The sequence below is a fragment of the Nonomuraea sp. NPDC050153 genome, assembly GCF_044460125.1.
Classification (GTDB): domain Bacteria; phylum Actinomycetota; class Actinomycetes; order Streptosporangiales; family Streptosporangiaceae; genus Nonomuraea.
Genome location: NZ_JBITJQ010000036.1, coordinates 18,440 through 33,499 on the forward strand (window position 1 = coordinate 18,440; position 15,060 = coordinate 33,499).

Annotated in this window: 14 protein-coding genes; 9 read left to right on the plus strand and 5 right to left on the minus strand. The window is 70.5% G+C overall.

The features are described 5' to 3' along the window. The first annotated feature begins 4 nt into the window (after positions 1-4). From ACIBQ1_RS50440 to ACIBQ1_RS50460, 5 genes are all read left to right on the plus strand, one after another. Positions 5-2,026 (plus strand): molybdopterin oxidoreductase family protein, encoded by a 2,022-nt coding sequence (locus ACIBQ1_RS50440; protein WP_397289155.1) that lies wholly within the window; start codon positions 5-7, stop codon positions 2,024-2,026. Continuing rightward, positions 2,023-3,417: an FAD-dependent oxidoreductase gene (locus ACIBQ1_RS50445; RefSeq protein WP_397289158.1), complete on the plus strand. Its 1,395-nt coding sequence runs from the start codon at positions 2,023-2,025 to the stop codon at positions 3,415-3,417. The genes ACIBQ1_RS50440 and ACIBQ1_RS50445 overlap by 4 nt, the downstream gene beginning before the upstream one ends. After that, entirely contained in the window at positions 3,414-5,840 is a 2,427-nt protein-coding gene (gene nirB, locus ACIBQ1_RS50450; RefSeq protein ID WP_397289160.1) for a nitrite reductase large subunit NirB, read from the plus strand. The genes ACIBQ1_RS50445 and nirB overlap by 4 nt, the downstream gene beginning before the upstream one ends. Continuing rightward, on the plus strand, positions 5,837-6,157 hold the full coding sequence (gene nirD, locus ACIBQ1_RS50455) for a nitrite reductase small subunit NirD (protein ID WP_397289162.1): 321 nt from the start codon (positions 5,837-5,839) through the stop codon (positions 6,155-6,157). Before nirB ends, nirD begins: the two co-directional genes overlap by 4 nt. An 846-nt stretch (positions 6,158-7,003) precedes the next feature. After that, on the plus strand, positions 7,004-7,399 hold the full coding sequence (locus ACIBQ1_RS50460; RefSeq protein ID WP_397289164.1) for a nuclear transport factor 2 family protein: 396 nt from the start codon (positions 7,004-7,006) through the stop codon (positions 7,397-7,399). 115 nt (positions 7,400-7,514) lie between these two features. Here the strand turns inward: ACIBQ1_RS50460 and ACIBQ1_RS50465 are convergent, their stop codons facing one another. Beyond that, entirely contained in the window at positions 7,515-7,661 is a 147-nt protein-coding gene (locus ACIBQ1_RS50465) for a hypothetical protein (protein WP_397289166.1), read from the minus strand. A 231-nt stretch (positions 7,662-7,892) separates the two neighbouring features. On the opposite strand from ACIBQ1_RS50465, the gene ACIBQ1_RS50470 reads away from it, so the two are divergent. Next, entirely contained in the window at positions 7,893-8,804 is a 912-nt protein-coding gene (locus ACIBQ1_RS50470; protein WP_397289168.1) for a hypothetical protein, read from the plus strand. 55 nt (positions 8,805-8,859) lie between these two features. On the opposite strand, the gene ACIBQ1_RS50475 is transcribed toward ACIBQ1_RS50470, so the two are convergent. Both ACIBQ1_RS50475 and ppgK read right to left on the minus strand, forming a co-directional pair. Next, entirely contained in the window at positions 8,860-9,519 is a 660-nt protein-coding gene (locus ACIBQ1_RS50475) for a FadR/GntR family transcriptional regulator (RefSeq protein ID WP_397289170.1), read from the minus strand. A 105-nt stretch (positions 9,520-9,624) separates the two neighbouring features. Beyond that, positions 9,625-10,344 carry a polyphosphate--glucose phosphotransferase gene (gene ppgK, locus ACIBQ1_RS50480; protein WP_397289172.1) on the minus strand — a complete coding sequence of 240 codons (720 nt, stop codon included), beginning with the start codon at positions 10,342-10,344 and terminating at the stop codon, positions 9,625-9,627. Positions 10,345-10,564: 220 nt separating this feature from the next. On the opposite strand from ppgK, the gene ACIBQ1_RS50485 reads away from it, so the two are divergent. Together ACIBQ1_RS50485 and ACIBQ1_RS50490 are read left to right on the plus strand one after the other, a co-directional pair. Further along, complete coding sequence (locus ACIBQ1_RS50485) at positions 10,565-11,623, plus strand: TIGR03118 family protein (protein WP_397289173.1); 1,059 nt, start codon at positions 10,565-10,567, stop codon at positions 11,621-11,623. Positions 11,624-11,917: 294 nt separating this feature from the next. Beyond that, positions 11,918-12,565 (plus strand): TenA family protein, encoded by a 648-nt coding sequence (locus ACIBQ1_RS50490; protein WP_397289175.1) that lies wholly within the window; start codon positions 11,918-11,920, stop codon positions 12,563-12,565. Here ACIBQ1_RS50490 and ACIBQ1_RS50495 read toward each other — a convergent pair. After that, entirely contained in the window at positions 12,562-13,140 is a 579-nt protein-coding gene (locus tag ACIBQ1_RS50495; protein ID WP_397289177.1) for an HAD family hydrolase, read from the minus strand. The two genes, ACIBQ1_RS50490 and ACIBQ1_RS50495, sit on opposite strands and share 4 nt — an antisense overlap. Before the next feature lie 108 nt (positions 13,141-13,248). Between ACIBQ1_RS50495 and ACIBQ1_RS50500 the strand changes: the two genes are divergently transcribed. Further along, positions 13,249-14,055, plus strand: a complete 807-nt coding sequence (locus ACIBQ1_RS50500; protein WP_397289179.1) for a DUF4253 domain-containing protein — start codon at positions 13,249-13,251, stop codon at positions 14,053-14,055. Positions 14,056-14,107: 52 nt separating this feature from the next. On the opposite strand, the gene ACIBQ1_RS50505 is transcribed toward ACIBQ1_RS50500, so the two are convergent. Further along, positions 14,108-14,941 (minus strand): SAM-dependent methyltransferase, encoded by an 834-nt coding sequence (locus tag ACIBQ1_RS50505; protein ID WP_397289181.1) that lies wholly within the window; start codon positions 14,939-14,941, stop codon positions 14,108-14,110. Positions 14,942-15,060 lie beyond the last annotated feature (119 nt).

Here is a 15,060-nt window from a genome sequence, read left to right on the forward strand (position 1 = left end):
CCTGATGGCCGAGCCCGTGAAGACCCACTGCCCGTACTGCGCGCTCCAGTGCGGCATGGAGATCGGCCCGGGGCTGGCGATCAGCCCCAGGACCGACATCCCTGCCAACGCCTCCGGCGCGCTGTGCCAGAAGGGCTGGACCGCGGGCGAGCTGCTCACCAACGGCGAGCGCCTGACCACCCCGCTCCTGCACGGCGAGCCCGTGGAGTGGGACGTCGCGCTCGACCACGTGGCGGAGCGGCTGTCCGCCATCCGCGCCGAACACGGCCCCGACGCCGTGGCCGTGTTCGGCGGCGGCGGGCTCACCAACGAGAAGGCCTACACGCTCGGCAAGTTCGCCAGGGTCGCGCTGGGCACCAGCCAGATCGACTACAACGGCCGCTTCTGCATGTCGTCGGCCGCCGCCGCCTCGATCAGGGCGTTCGGGATGGACCGCGGCATGCCGTTCCCGATCACCGACCTGGCCGAGGCCGACGTCGTGCTCCTGGCCGGCGGGAACGTCGCCGAGACCATGCCGCCGTTCGTGCGCCACCTGAGCGGGCCGCGCATGATCGTCATCGACCCGCGGCGCACCCAGACGGCCAAGCTGGCCTGGCTGCACCTGCAGCCCACGCCCGGCACCGACCTGGCCCTCGCGCTCGGGATGCTGCACCTGGCCATCGCGGACGAGCTCGTTGACGAGGCGTACGTGGCGGCCAGGACCACCGGGTTCGAGGAGGTCCGCACCTCGCTGGCCGCCTGGTGGCCGGAGCGGGTGGAGCGGATCACCGGGGTGCCGGTCTACCGGATGCGGCAGGCGGTCAGGGCGCTGGCCGCGGCGGGCAACGCGTACGTCCTGACCGGGCGCGGCGCCGAGCAGCACGCCAAGGGGACCGACACGGTCACCGCGTTCATCAACCTGGCGCTGGCGCTGGGCCTGCCCGGCCGGCACGGCTCCGGGTACGGCTGCGTGACCGGGCAGGGCAACGGCCAGGGCGGCAGGGAGCACGGGCAGAAGGCCGACCAGCTCCCCGGCTACCGCAAGATCGACGACCCGGCGGCCCGCGAGCACGTGGCGGGCGTGTGGGGCGTCCCGGCCGACAGCCTCCCGGGGCCCGGGCGGTCGGCGTACGAGCTGCTCGACGCCCTCGGCACCCCAGGCGGGCCGCGGGCGCTGCTGCTGTTCGGCTCCAACCCCGTGATCTCCGCGCCCGCCGCCGAACACGTGGCCGAGCGCATCGCCTCCCTCGACCTGCTGGTGACCTGCGACTTCGTCATGTCCGAGACCGCGGCGCTGGCCGACGTGGTCTTCCCGGTGACGCAGTGGGCCGAGGAGAGCGGCACCATGACGAACCTCGAAGGCCGCGTCCTGCTCCGCAACCGGGCCGTGGCGCCGCCCGAGGGTGTCAGGAGCGACCTCGACGTGCTCGCGGGGCTCGCCGACCGGCTCGGCCACCGCTTCGAGACCGAGCCGGTCAAGATCTTCGACGAGCTGCGCCGGGCGAGCAAGGGCGGGGCGGCCGACTACTCCGGCATCACCTACGAGCGCATCGCCGCCGAGAAGGGCGTCTTCTGGCCCTGCCCGGAGCCGGAGCACCCCGGCACTCCGCGCCCGTTCCTCGACTCCTTCGCCCACCCGGACGGCCGGGCCAGGTTCGTGCCCGTCCAGCACCGGCCCGCGGCCGAGGAGCCCGACGACGACTACCCGATCTACCTGAGCACCGGCCGGGTGCTCTCCCACTACCAGAGCGGCGCCCAGACCCGCAGGATCGCATCGCTCGTCCAGGCGGCCCCCGAGCCGTTCGTCGAGCTGCACCCGGATCTGGCCGAGCAGCTCGACATCTCGCCCGGGGACGTCGTACGGGTCAGCAGCAGGAGAGGCGAGGGGAAGGCCGTGGCCAGGATCAGCGACACCATCAGGCGCGACACCGTTTTCATGCCCTTCCACTGGGAGGGCGCCAACCGGCTCACCAACCCGGCCCTTGATCCGGCATCGAGGATGCCGGAGTTCAAGGTCTGCGCTGTCAGGGTGGAGAGGGACACATGAGGCTCGTCGTCGTCGGCAACGGGATGGCCGGGTCACGGCTGGTCAGCGAAGTGCGCACCAGGGACCCGCACATGAGGATCACGATCTTCGGCGCGGAGTCGCGCCGGCCGTACAACAGGGTGCTGCTGTCCAACGTGCTGGCCGGCAGCTCGCGTCCCGAGCAGGTGAGGTTGCTCGAATCCTCCTGGTACGACGCCCACAACGTCGAGGCCGTGTTCGGCGACGCGGTCGCCCACATCGACAGGGAGACCAGGCACGTGGTGACCGAGGGCGGGCGGCGCGAGCCGTACGACCTGCTGGTCCTGGCCATGGGCAGCGAGGCCGTCGTGCCGCCGATCCCCGGCGTGGAGCGGGCCATCCCGTTCCGCACGCTCGACGACTGCGAGCGCATCATGCAGGCCGCGGACCAGGCCCGCGGGGCCGTGGTCGTCGGCGGCGGCCTGCTCGGCATCGAGGCCGCCCGCGGGCTGGCCGGGCGCGGCCTGCCCGTGACGCTGCTGCACCTGGCCGGGCACCTCATGGAGCGCCAGCTCGACGTCGAGGCGGGCGAGGTGCTCGGCGAGACGCTCGCCGGGCTCGGCGTGGAGATCCGCACCGGCGTCAGCGCGGAGTCGGTGCGGGAGGACGGCGTCCGGCTGGCCGACGGCGAGCTGATCGAGGCCGACCTCGTCGTGCTGGCCTGCGGCGTGCGCCCCGTCACCGGCCAGGCCGCCGCGGCGGGGCTGGAGGTGCGGCGCGGCATCGTCGTGGACGACGAGCTGCGCACCGACGACCCGTCGATCTTCGCCGTCGGCGAGTGCGCCGAGCACGACGGCACCGTGTACGGCCTGGTCGCCCCCGCCTGGGAGCAGGCCGCCGTGGCCGCAGACGTCATCACCGGCGGCAAGGCCCTCTACCGGGGCTCCCGGCTGGTCACCAGGCTCAAGGCCAGGAGCGTCGAGCTGGCCGCCATGGGCGAGACCCAGCTCACCGAGGAGCACGCCGAGGTGGTGCGCTTCAGCCACCGGGCCCGCGGCACCTACCGCAAGCTGGTCATCCGCGACGGGCGGCTGGTGGGCGCGATCCTGCTGGGCGAGAGCGACGCCGTGGGCACGCTCACCCAGCTCTTCGACCGCGGCGCGCCGGTGCCGGGCGACCGGGCGGGGCTGCTGTTCCCCGGGCTGTCGTCGGCGCCCGTGGCCGACAGCCCGACGCTGATGCCGGACGCGGCCAAGGTCTGCCAGTGCAACAACGTGACCAAGGGACAGATCAGGGCGTGCTGGGAGGCCGGGGCCCGCGACGTGGCCGGAGTGGCGGCCGCGACCAGGGCGACCACCGGATGCGGTACCTGCCGAGACGCCGTGGAGGGCATCGTCGGCTGGCTGTGTGAGCAGGAAGGGGTTTCTGTATGAGCAGGATCGTTGTCGTTGGGTACGGGCCGACGGCCCACCGGCTCGTCGAGACCCTTGCGGACAAGGGGTTCGACGGGCGGATCACCGTGATCGGGGAGGAGCCGCGCCCGGCCTACGACCGGGTGGCCCTGACCTCCTACCTTTCCGGCACCACCGTCGAGGACCTCACCTACGAGGTCCCCTCGGGGGTCGTGACGAGGCTGAGCACCCGCGTGACCGGGATCGACCGGGACGCCCGCGAGGTGACCCTGGCCGACGGCGGCACCGAGCCCTATGACGTGCTCGTGCTGGCCACCGGGTCGTCGCCGTTCGTGCCGCCGGTGCCCGGCGCCGAGCACGCGTACGTCTACCGGACCATCGACGACCTGGACGCCATCCGGGTGGCCGCCAAGGACGCGGCCGAGGGCATCGTGATCGGCGGCGGGCTGCTCGGCCTGGAGGCCGCCGACGCGCTGCGCGCGCTCGGTCTGAAGGCGCACATCGTGGAGATGAGCCCCTGGCTGATGCCGCGGCAGGTGGACGAGGGCGGCGGCGCGGTGCTGAAGTCCCACATCGAGGGCCTCGGGCTCAGCGTGCACGCCGGGGCGGGCGTCCAGGAGATCATCACCACGGACGGCCAGGTCACCGGGCTGCGCAAGCCGGACGGCACGGTCGTGGACGCGCAGGTCGTGGTCTTCTCCGCGGGCATCAGGCCGCGTGACGAGCTGGCCAGGTCGTCCGGGCTGGAGGTCGGCGAGCGGGGCGGCATCGTGGTGGACTCCTCGATGCTCACCTCCGACCCCTCGATCTACGCGGTCGGCGAGTGCGCGCTCGTCGGCGGCATGGTCTACGGCCTCGTGGGGCCGTGCAACACGATGGCCGAGGTGGCGGCCGACCGGATCATGGGCGGGGCCTCGACCTTCGAGGGCGCCGACATGTCCACCAAGCTCAAGCTGCTGGGCGTCGAGGTGGCGCAGTTCGGGGCCATGTCCGGGGCGCTCGACGTCACCTACATGGACCCGGTGGGCGGCGTCTACAAGAGGCTGTTCATCAGCGACGACGCCAAGACGCTGCTCGGCGGCATCTGCGTGGGCGACGCCTCCCCGTACACCTCCCTGCGGCCCTTCGTCGGCAAGGCGCTGCCCGCCTCGCCGTCCGACCTGCTCTTCAGCGGGGCCGGGGCCAGTCTCGACCTGCCCGACGAGGCGCAGGTGTGCTCCTGCAACAACGTGTGCGCGGGCGCCGTCCGCACGGCCATCGCCGACAAGGGCGTCACCGACGTGCCCGGCATCAAGGCCTGCACCCGCGCCGGCACGACCTGCGGCAGCTGCGTGCCGATGCTCAAGCAGTTGCTGGAGAAGTCGGGCGTCGAGGTCAGCAAGGCGCTGTGCGAGCACTTCACGTACTCGCGGGCCGAGCTGTTCGACATCGTACGGGTCCGCAAGATCACCACGTTCTCCCAGATCATCGCCGAGCACGGGCAGGGCAGGGGCTGCGACATCTGCAAGCCGGCCGTGGCCTCGATCCTGGCCTCGCTCTACAACGGCCACGTGCTCGAAGGCGAGCGGGTCACGCTGCAGGACACCAACGACCACTTCCTCGCGAACATGCAGAAGAACGGCACGTACTCGGTCGTCCCGCGCATCCCCGGCGGCGAGATCACCCCCGACAAGCTCATCGTGATCGGTGAGGTGGCCCGCGACTTCGGCCTCTACACGAAGATCACCGGCGGGCAGCGCATCGACCTGTTCGGCGCCCGGGTCGAGCAGCTGCCGGAGATCTGGCGGCGGCTGGTGGACGCCGGGTTCGAGTCCGGCCACGCGTACGGCAAGGCGCTGCGCACGGTGAAGTCGTGCGTGGGCTCGACCTGGTGCCGCTACGGCGTGCAGGACTCGGTGGGCATGGCCATCGCGCTGGAGCTGCGCTACCGGGGCCTGCGCTCGCCGCACAAGCTCAAGTCGGCCGTCTCCGGCTGCGCCCGCGAGTGCGCCGAGGCCAGGTCCAAGGACTTCGGGATCATCGCCACCGAGCAGGGGTGGAACCTGTACGTCGGCGGCAACGGCGGCTTCAAGCCCCGCCACGCCGACCTGCTGGCCACGGACCTGAGCTCGGAGGAGCTGATCAGGACCATCGACAGGTTCCTCATGTTCTACATCCGCACGGCCGATCGGCTGCAGCGCACGTCCGCCTGGCTCGAGTCGCTCGACGGCGGCCTCGACTACCTGCGAGAGGTGATCATGGAAGACTCGCTCGGCATCTGCGCCGACCTGGACGCGCAGATGGAGAACCACATCGCCACCTACGCCGACGAGTGGGCGGCCACCTTGGACGACCCCGAGAAGCTGAACAGGTTCGTCAGCTTCGTCAACGCCCCCGGCGTGCCCGACCCGTCGATCGTCTTCGCCAGCGAGCGCGGCCAGATCAAGCCGGTGATGGCCCGATGAGCTGGACCCGGATCTGCGACTACGAGGCCATGGTGCCGGAACGCGGCGTCTGCGCCCTGGTGGACGGCGTGCAGGTGGCCGTCTTCCGCACCCACGAGGGCGTGCTGCACGCGCTGGGCAACCTCGACCCGTTCAGTGGCGCGTACGTGCTCTCGCGCGGCATCGTCGGCACCAGGAAGGGCGAGCCGACCGTGGCCTCGCCGCTGCACAAGCAGGTGTTCTCCCTGGTGTCGGGGCGCTGCCTGGACGAGGACGCGGTGTCCGTGCCGGTCTACTCGGTACGGGTGGCGGACGGCGGGGTGGAGGTCGGCGTGTAGTTCTTCAGCGGGTTGATCGCCCGCTCGGCGAGGTCGCGCGCTTTGCAGCGTTCAGGTGCGGTCGGGGTGAGAGGAGGTCTCACCCGCGGCCGCATTTGTGCGTTCGTGACGGCCTGCTCCCGCTGAGCGTCACGTGCGGGTGGTTCCGGGCGCGGCTTGGCCGCACCCGCGCAGGGGGCACCTCCGTCACGTGCACCGCCGCCGGCGCCTGCGACGCCGGGCCGGGCAGCTGGTAGAGCACCGCTTTCCAGGTCTTCCAGGGCTTTCAGAGAACCGTCACGGCTCCGGAAGCCGGTCGAGGAGCCCGGGGACCGCCTTCCTCGCGTTCGGGAGGCCGCGGCCGATCAGGCTTGCCGTAGGGGCCATCGTTCGGCGATGCCGTTCTGGTATATCGGCTGCGCGGCCGACGGCCGACGGTTATGCTCCAGTCTCCACCGGGGGGTAGACGTGAGGGCTTCGATGAGCCATCGGCAGCACGCAACGCCGTCCTGAATCGATGCTGTCGCAACGTTCGGCGTCCTCGCGCTGGGGGAGGGGTTCCGGGTTCGCCTGGATTCGCGGCACTGGACGGACGCTATCGGCGGCGCTCGGTGATCTGGTCTCGTGGCGGCAACGATCGCAACTCTGACCGGTCTCAGCAAATCCAGTGAACCGTTACCGTGAGTAACACCCCAATGAGGCAAAAGCGGTGTGTGGAGTGGTCAAACGTCACATTCGCTCATGACGGGCGCGGGCATCTAAGCGGCCATGAGCAAGGTTTTTCAGCGCAGTGCGCTCCTGCCGACGGCGATCGTCCCCGCACTCATGGTTGCCGGCTGTGTCGCCGACGGTGACCGTACGCAAGCGATGAAAGCGGTTGTGACCGCGTCCCCGACGGGAACGGCGTCGGTGGCCGGGCAGCCGCGCGCGGCCGTCGAGTCATATTTCAACGCGCTCAAGTCAGGGAACGTGGACCAGATCGTCACCGCGTTCGCCGCCAACGCCGTGGTCGAGGTCGACGGTGAGGCCACGGCGCAGGGCATCCGGGCGATCCGCGGCCTCTTCCAGCAGCAGCTGCATGGCGCGACCGACCTGCTGTCGGCCAAGCACAGGATCGAGGACGTGCGCGAGGTCGGTGCCGAGGGCGCCGTCGTCCGCTCGACGAGCAAGCAGGGGGACGCGAACTTCCGCGAGCTGTTCCTGCTCACCAAGGAGGGCGGGAAGTGGAAGATCTTCGAGTTCGTGAACAACCAATCGGCCTGACCGCAGGCACTCCCTGAATGGACGCCGCGCGCTTTGCGGGAAGTTGTCCGGGAATGCGGGAATTCCAGGACGGATTGACCGGGCCGGGTTATGAGCGGGCGGTCGCCGGGGCGGGTTACGACTGCGCGGTGCCGCGGGGGATGCGCGGCGTGATGCGGCCCTGGTCGACCAGCGCCAGGTACACGGCGAAGGCGCCCCGCGCCCACGTTTCCGCCTGTCGCATGGTCAGTCTGATCTCCTCGCCCTCGTGCGAGACGATCATGTAGCCACCCCAGGGCGTACTTCGCCGCCACGCCACCAATACGTTCTCGTAAACGAGGACGTCGAGCATTGCGGTCACATATGCGCGTCCGGTGGCGGACACGGCGCAAGCCTCCTCGCTCCTCGCCGAATTTATCGCCTTGCTTCTATTGTGCGCGCCGTATCGGGAAATGTCGCAAGCCCGTCAGAACCTGGGCCGCGCCTGCGGTGTACCTGTACCGGAGGTGGTTCCATGAAGAGGATTCTGGCAGTGCTGGCCGCCACGGCCGCACTGGCTCTGGGCGCCCTGCCGGCCGCCGCCGCGGGCGGGTGGGCGGTGACCTACCTGGATCCGGCGCCGTCGCGGTTCGAGGGCGGCACGTCGTACGCGCTGGGGTTCTGGGTGCTCCAGCACGGCTCCCATCCGTACGAGGGGGATCTGGGGGCCGTCGGGCTGCGGTTCACCGGGGAGGGCGGGAAGAGCCTGCTCTTCGACGGCACGGCCCTGCCCGAGGCAGGGCACTATGCCACGTCGGTGGTGGTGCCTGAAGGGGTGTGGAAGGTGGAGGGCGTCCAGGGGCTGTTCCAGCCGTACGAGGTGGGGACGCTGACCGTGCCCGGCGGGCTGAAGGTCAACCCGGTGCCGCCTGAGATGGCGGCCCCTCTGCCTGCGGCGCAGTCGTTCTGGGGGGCCGTTCGGCCGCCCGGGTTCCGGGACGGGGGCTCGGCGGTGATCACCCGGTCGCCGCAGGGGCAGGAGAGCGCCGGTGCCACCGGGATGCCGCAGGGGCAGGGGAACGCTGATGCCGCTGGGGTGCCGCAGGGGCAGGAGAACGCCGGTGACACCGGTGTGGGGAAGGGATCGGCGGGCGGGGTGCCCGCGTACGCTCTGGTGATCGCCGCCGTCGGTGGCGCGCTGGTCGTGGTGGCGGGATTGTGGCTGCTGCCTTCGTCACGCCTGGTGGGCCTGTTGACACAGCCGCGCCTGCCGGGTGAGGCGTCGCCGAGGTCTCCGGCCCGTGTGCCGCTCCTGGCTCGCTGGTCGCGCCGGACGGAAGCCGATCCGGACCCGTCTCCGGGCCCGTCCGTGGGCGCGTCGGGCCCATCGGACCAGCCTGAGGCGGCGGGCTCGCCGGAGGAGACGATCGTCATCTCCGGCAGGTGAGCGGCGCGACCGGTGGGGAGAGCGCCGGGGTGTGCCCGTGACGCCGCCTTTGTGGTCAAAGTTCGCGTTCCTGGTGGTCGAGGATGGCGACGGAGACGGCGACCGCGCGTGCCGCGTCGCCGTCCTCGATCGCGCTCAGCAGGTCGTCGTGGGAGCTGTCGGGGGTCAGGGCCGCCTGGTCCTGGTCCCTGACGCTGTCGCGCAGGGCGTCGCTCATGCTGCGGTAGAGGTCGCCGAGCAGGGCGTTGTGCGCGGCGTCCGCGACCCGCAGGTGGAAGTCCACGTCCGAGTCCGCGAACCCGTCGAGGTCGCCGGCGCGGGCGGCCGCGTCCCTGCGGGCCAGCGCCGCGCGCATCGCGGTCAGATCCTCCTCCGTGCGCCTGCCCGCCGCGAGCCGGGCGGCCACGAGGTCGAGGCCGCGGCGCACGTCGATGATGTCCATGGCCGCCGCCGTGTCCAGCCGCCGGCGCAGGGCGACCTTGGACTCGTCGGTGGCGGTCACGTACGTGCCGTCGCCCTGGCGGGTGTGCAGCAGCCCGGCATGGGCCAGGACCCGCACCGCCTCGCGTACGGACAGCCTGCTCATGCCGAGGCTCTGCGCGAGCTGGCTCTCGGACGGGATCTTGGTGCCGACCGGCCACACACCACGCGCGATCTCTCGGCGGAGCTCGTCGATCGCGGCATCCACGAGCGAGGTCCGAGCGACGTTTCGCATGCACCCTCTCCTCATCGGCTGGAGGACATCCACCCTAAGAGCTATCGCCGAAGGCGGGGTAGTCCGGCCCGCGATCGGCCGGGATCGGGCGGGCCGCGCGTCCGGTCAGCGGCGGGAGGCGGCCAGGGCGGCGCCGATGATGCCGGCCTCGTTCTGGAGGGCGGCGGGCAGCACGGGCGTGTCGATGTGGACGTGCGGCAGGAACTTGTCGGCCTTCCTGCTCGCACCTCCGCCGATGACGATCAGCGTGGGCGACAGCAGCATCTCCACGTGCCGGAGGTACTCCTCCACCCGCTCGGCCCACTTCTCCCAGCTCAGCTCGTGCTCCTCCCGCGCCCGCGCCGACGCCCGGTGCTCGGCGTCCTTGCCCCGCAGCTCCAGGTGCCCGAGCTCGGTGTTGGGGACGAGCGTCCCCTCGGTGAACAGCGCGCTCCCGATCCCCGTGCCGAACGTCAGTACGAGTACCGTCCCCCGCTCCCCACGCCCGTGCCCGAAGGCCACCTCCGCCACGCCGGCCGCGTCGGCGTCGTTCAGTACGGTCGCCCCGCCGAAGAGCTCGGCCGCGTCCACGCCGATCCACGAGTGGTCCACGTTGGCGGCGGTCAGCACGACCCCGTCCTTGACCACACCGGGGAACGTCACTCCGACAGGACCGTTCCAGCCGAAATGTTTGACGATCTCCGCCACCGCCTCGGCCACCTCATCGGGCTTGGAGGGCTGGGGCGTGGGAATGCGCAAACGCTCCTCGACCAGCTCGCCGGCCTCGGTGTCGACCGGGGCGCCCTTGATTCCCGAACCGCCGATGTCAATGCCCAACACGTTCATGTCAATCCCTCTCCCCTTCAGGACACGAAAAAACTCCTGTCCTGATATTTCCAGAATTGGCTGAACCGCCCCCCGGCCCTCCGCGTATCTCGCGTCACAAGCGCTAACTAGGAGGCAACGGATGCGGCCACGCATCATCACACTCTGCGCTGTCGCGAGTGTTCTGGGAGCGACTCTTGCCACTCCCGCGGACGCCGCTACAACCAGGAACCGTTTCGACGTGATCAACCTTGTGTCGGACGTTCAGGGCAAAGCCCCGGTCACCGACGCCAAGGTCGTCAACCCGTGGGGCCTGGCCATGGGCAAGACTCTGTGGGTCTCGAACACCGGCACCGGCACCGCCACCGTCTACTCCGGCACGGGCAAGAAGGAGCAGACCGAGGTCTGGATCCCCGGCGGAGCCCCCACCGGCCAGGTGTTCAACCCGGGAGAGGGCTTCACCGTCAAGGGCAAGCCCGCCACGTTCATCTTCTCCAGCCCGAGTGGCGCCATCACCGGCTGGAACAAGGACGTGGACCCGAAGAACGCGATCATCGGGGCATTCACCCGCGGCGCCGACTACAAGGGGCTGGAGCTCGTCGAGACCGACGACGGCGACTTCCTGCTGGCCGCCGACTTCGCGAGCGGGCGCATCCACGCCTTCGACGAGGACTTCCGGCGCATCAGCCTGAAGAGCTGGCAGTTCCGCGACCCGGGTGTCCCCAGGACGTACAAGGCCTACAACGTGGCGATCGCCAACGGCAGCATCTGGGTGTCGTGGGCCCTGCGCGACCCGTCCACCGGCAAGCCCGAATTCGGCGAGGGCAAGGGTTTCGTGAGCCGCTTCAACGCCGGCGGACGCCTCACCGGCCGCATCTCCAGGGTGGGGCTCAACGCCCCCTGGGGGATCACCGCCGCGCCGAGGGGCTGGGGACAGTACCGGGGCGCGCTGCTGATCGGCAACTTCGGTGACGGCACCGTGCACGCGTACAAGAACAGCCGCCACCTGGGCGCGCTGGCCACGGCCGACGGCAAGCCGATCGTGCTGCCCGGCCTCTGGGACCTGGAGCCCGGCACGGCCACCAACGGCGGCGAGAACTCCATGTGGTTCTCCGCGGGCATCGACGGCACCAAGCACGGTCTGATCGGCATCATCGCCCCGCAGGGCACGAAGCCGACGTCCACCTCGACGCCCACCTCGACGCCGTCGAGCTCCCCGACGAACCACCCGTCGGGTCACCAGACGAGCGCCCCCAGTAGCCAGTCGTCGTCCTCCCAGAACCCGTACGGCGGGTACTGAGCGGCGCTCTCTCGCCGTCGCCCCCGGCCTGGCGAGAAGCGCAGCTCGCCGACCAAGGCCGGGGGCGACGGTCACGAGAACGTTTCCGGCGCGGCTGGCGCGAGCCGCGCCGGAAACAACCCCCTTGTTAGTGCTTCCCGCCGCACCCTTGCTCCTCGCCGCACCTCAGCCGAGGTCCTGAGAGAGGGAAAGGGAAGGGCTGGCTCCTCCTGGAGGACCTCGGTGTCCTCCAGGAGGAAGGGGTTGTGGTCCCCCTGGCGTTTGGCCAGGCCAGGACTTCGGTACGGTCGGATCGTGAGCGAGCGATCCTTCAGCGAATGGCTCAGGCAGCAGTGCGAGCCGGAGTGGACGGCCGTGGTGACACACCCGTTCGCGATGGCGATCACGACGGGCTCGGTGCCCGACGACGCCATGCGGCGTTACCTGGAGCAGGACTTCCAGTTCGTGGACGCGTTCACGGCCTTGCTCGGGGCGGCCGTGGCGAGCGCGGACACATTCGAGGCGCGGGTGCCCTACGGGAAGTTCCTCGGCCAGGTGGCGACCACCGAGGAGAAGACGTACTTCCACCGGGCGCTGGCCGAGCTGGGCGGGCGGACCGACGCGCCGCCCGAGCCGGTGACGGCCGCGTTCAGGCAGCTCATGGACGAGGTGCGGACGTCGCAGGACTACCTGCTGATCGTCGCCGTGCTCTGCGTGGCCGAGTGGTGCTACCTGGGCTGGGCGTCGCGCGCCGAGGAGCCGCTGCCGGAGAGCTTCGTCCACCGCGAGTGGATCGAGCTGCACGAGGGCCCGGAGTTCCGGAAATGGGTGGCCTTCCTGCGCGGCGAGCTCGACCGGCTGGGCGCGGACCTGGACGAGGATCGCCGTACGGCGGCGCTGGACGTCTTCCGCCTCGCGGTCGAGCTGGAACACGCCTTCTTCGACCTGGCCGCCGCCCCTTAGCCCAGCACGGCCGCCAGGTCCTGGAACGAGCGGTAGTGGACGCCGGTCATGCCGAGCTCCCTGGCCGCCTCCACGTTCCGCAGCCGGTCGTCCACGAACAGGCAGCGCTCGGGCGCGACCCCGGCCCGCTCCGCGGCGATCTCGTAGATCCGCCGGTCGGGCTTGGCCACGCCCACTCTCGCGCTGCTGACCACGTCGTCGGCGAAGTACGTGAGCCCCAGCAGGTCGAGGTGCTGCTCCAGCGAGTCCGTGGCGTTGGTCACGATCACCACGGGCACGTGCTGCTGCGCCTTGGCCAGCAGCGCCCTGACCTCCTCGTCCACCCAGAACCGCACCTGCGCGAACTCCGCCACGGCCTGGCGGGCCCGCTCGTCGCCGCCGAGCGCGACCACGACCGACTCCAGCCACTCCGCCTCGGTGGCGTGGCCGAGCGTGGCGGGCATGATCAGCGCAGGGTCGAGGGCCGTCTTCATGAGCGGCAGGCCGTACCGGGCTTCGATGCCGGCCTGGGCGTCATGGTCGAAGAGGCGAAGCACTCCATCAAGATCGGACAGGACCGCGTCAAAGGGGATCACAGCCCCTCATTGTGACAGTCGCCAGCATTTCCCGCGTCGTCAAAGGTCCAAGGGCGACCGGCCGGACTACCATCTCCGAGACAGGATTCGGTATCGGAACGGTAGGGCATGAGCGCACGCGAGCTGGGGCGGCTGTTCGCCGACGGCGGCAGGGGTCACAGGCTGCCCGCGGGGCTGCCGCCGGGCGACGTGGTCTGGCCCGATCCCGGCTACACCCGTCAGGGCGAGGCGGTCAGGCCGGCCTTCTGGATGAGCGAGGAGGCGGTGTCCGGCGAGGACTGGACGCGCATGCGCGAATGGCAGCCGCACAGCGGGCTGTGGCCGGTGCTGCTGGACGAGTCGGCGCAGCCCTGGGGGGTCGGACAGATCATCCCGGACGATCCTCGACAGATCGACCACTTCACCGCCGAGGGGTTCATGGCCGAGGTGTGGCAGGAGTGGGTGGTCCAGATGCCGCAGGACGCGTTGGAGGAGCTGGACCCGTTCGGGGCGATCTGCCCCGGTCCCGCGCCGCCCGGGGTGCTCAGGGCCGCTCCCGAGGCGGTCGCCGACTGGCTCGCGGGCGAGCTGGCCGTCAAGGGGATGCCGCTCGGCCTGGTCGCCGCCTCCAGGGGCGCCGACGCGCTGGCCGTGATGGGCTGGCAGGGCGCGCTGCACCACAACGAGTGGATGGTCCCCCTGGCCGCCGTGGTGCGCAGCTGGGAGGACCGGTTCGGGGCCCGGGTGGTGAGCGTCGGGTTCAACACCCTGGACCTGAGCGTGGCCGCCCCGCCGGTCGATCCCGAGCACGCGTTGCACGTGGCCGCCGAGCACTGGGCCTTCTGCCCGGACAACATCGTCCAGGGGCCCGGTGACCTGCAGGGCTATGCCGAGCAGATCATCGGCGCGCACGCCTGGTCGTTCTGGTGGGACTGAACGGCGGCGCTGAACGGAGGTTCGGCCGGCGTTCCGGCCGAACCCTCCGGCGTCAAGGGATACGGGCCACGGCCCCGTAACTCCCCGAAGAACTCGGCTGTTCGGCGCAGGCGGTGTCGAGGCCGTTCGGCCGCCATTCCGGAATCCACACCAACCCCGGATCGACCAGCACCAGACCTTCGAGCAACGCCGCAACCTCCTCCCTGTTGCGGATCGCGTGACCCGGCAGCGTCATCGCCAGCAGGTCGTGAACCGCCGTCAACAGCTCCGGCGGGATCGCGTCGAACGTGGTCTGCAGCAGCGACAGATAGCTCCCTTCGGGCACCACCTGCCGGATCCGCTTGATCACGTAGTGGAAGTACTCGTCGTCGTTCAGGCTGTGGGTCGACAGCAGCAGCACGGCCATGGGCCGGTCCCAGTCGAGGAACGTCTGCAGGACCCGGTCATCGAGGATGTCGTCGATCTCGCGTACGTCGCCCTCTACGACGCGTACGAGGTCGGTGACGGGCTCGATGGTCGCCCGGGCTCCGGCCAGCACCATCGGGTCGTTCTCCACGTAGACCACACGGGGGACCGCGCCGCGCAGGGCGTCACGGGCCACGTCGTGCAACTGTCTGCCCGCCGGCAGGCCGGTGGGCACACCACTCCCGACAATGACGAACTGGTCCACACCTTCGCAGGCCAGATGGCGCACCACACGGCACAAATATTGGAGCACGGCCCGTGCGGCCGTCGTCACGATGGGAGCGGCCTGATCGTAGCGGCGCACTGCGTCTCTGTCCGCCACGAAGTGGTTCTTTCCACCCGTGGCAGCGTCGAGAACCCGGGTGATCCTTGCTTGGGTCATCTCCAGCTTCGCCAGGTTTCGGATGGCACGCTGACGCATTGAGTGTTGCCCCTTTCCCCTCGCCCACTATCTCGGGAAAAAGTTGATCCTTTCGGACCCCACTCGATGACCCAGAACTTATGATCCTCGCTGGGCGGCAGATGACAACCGGAAAAGCC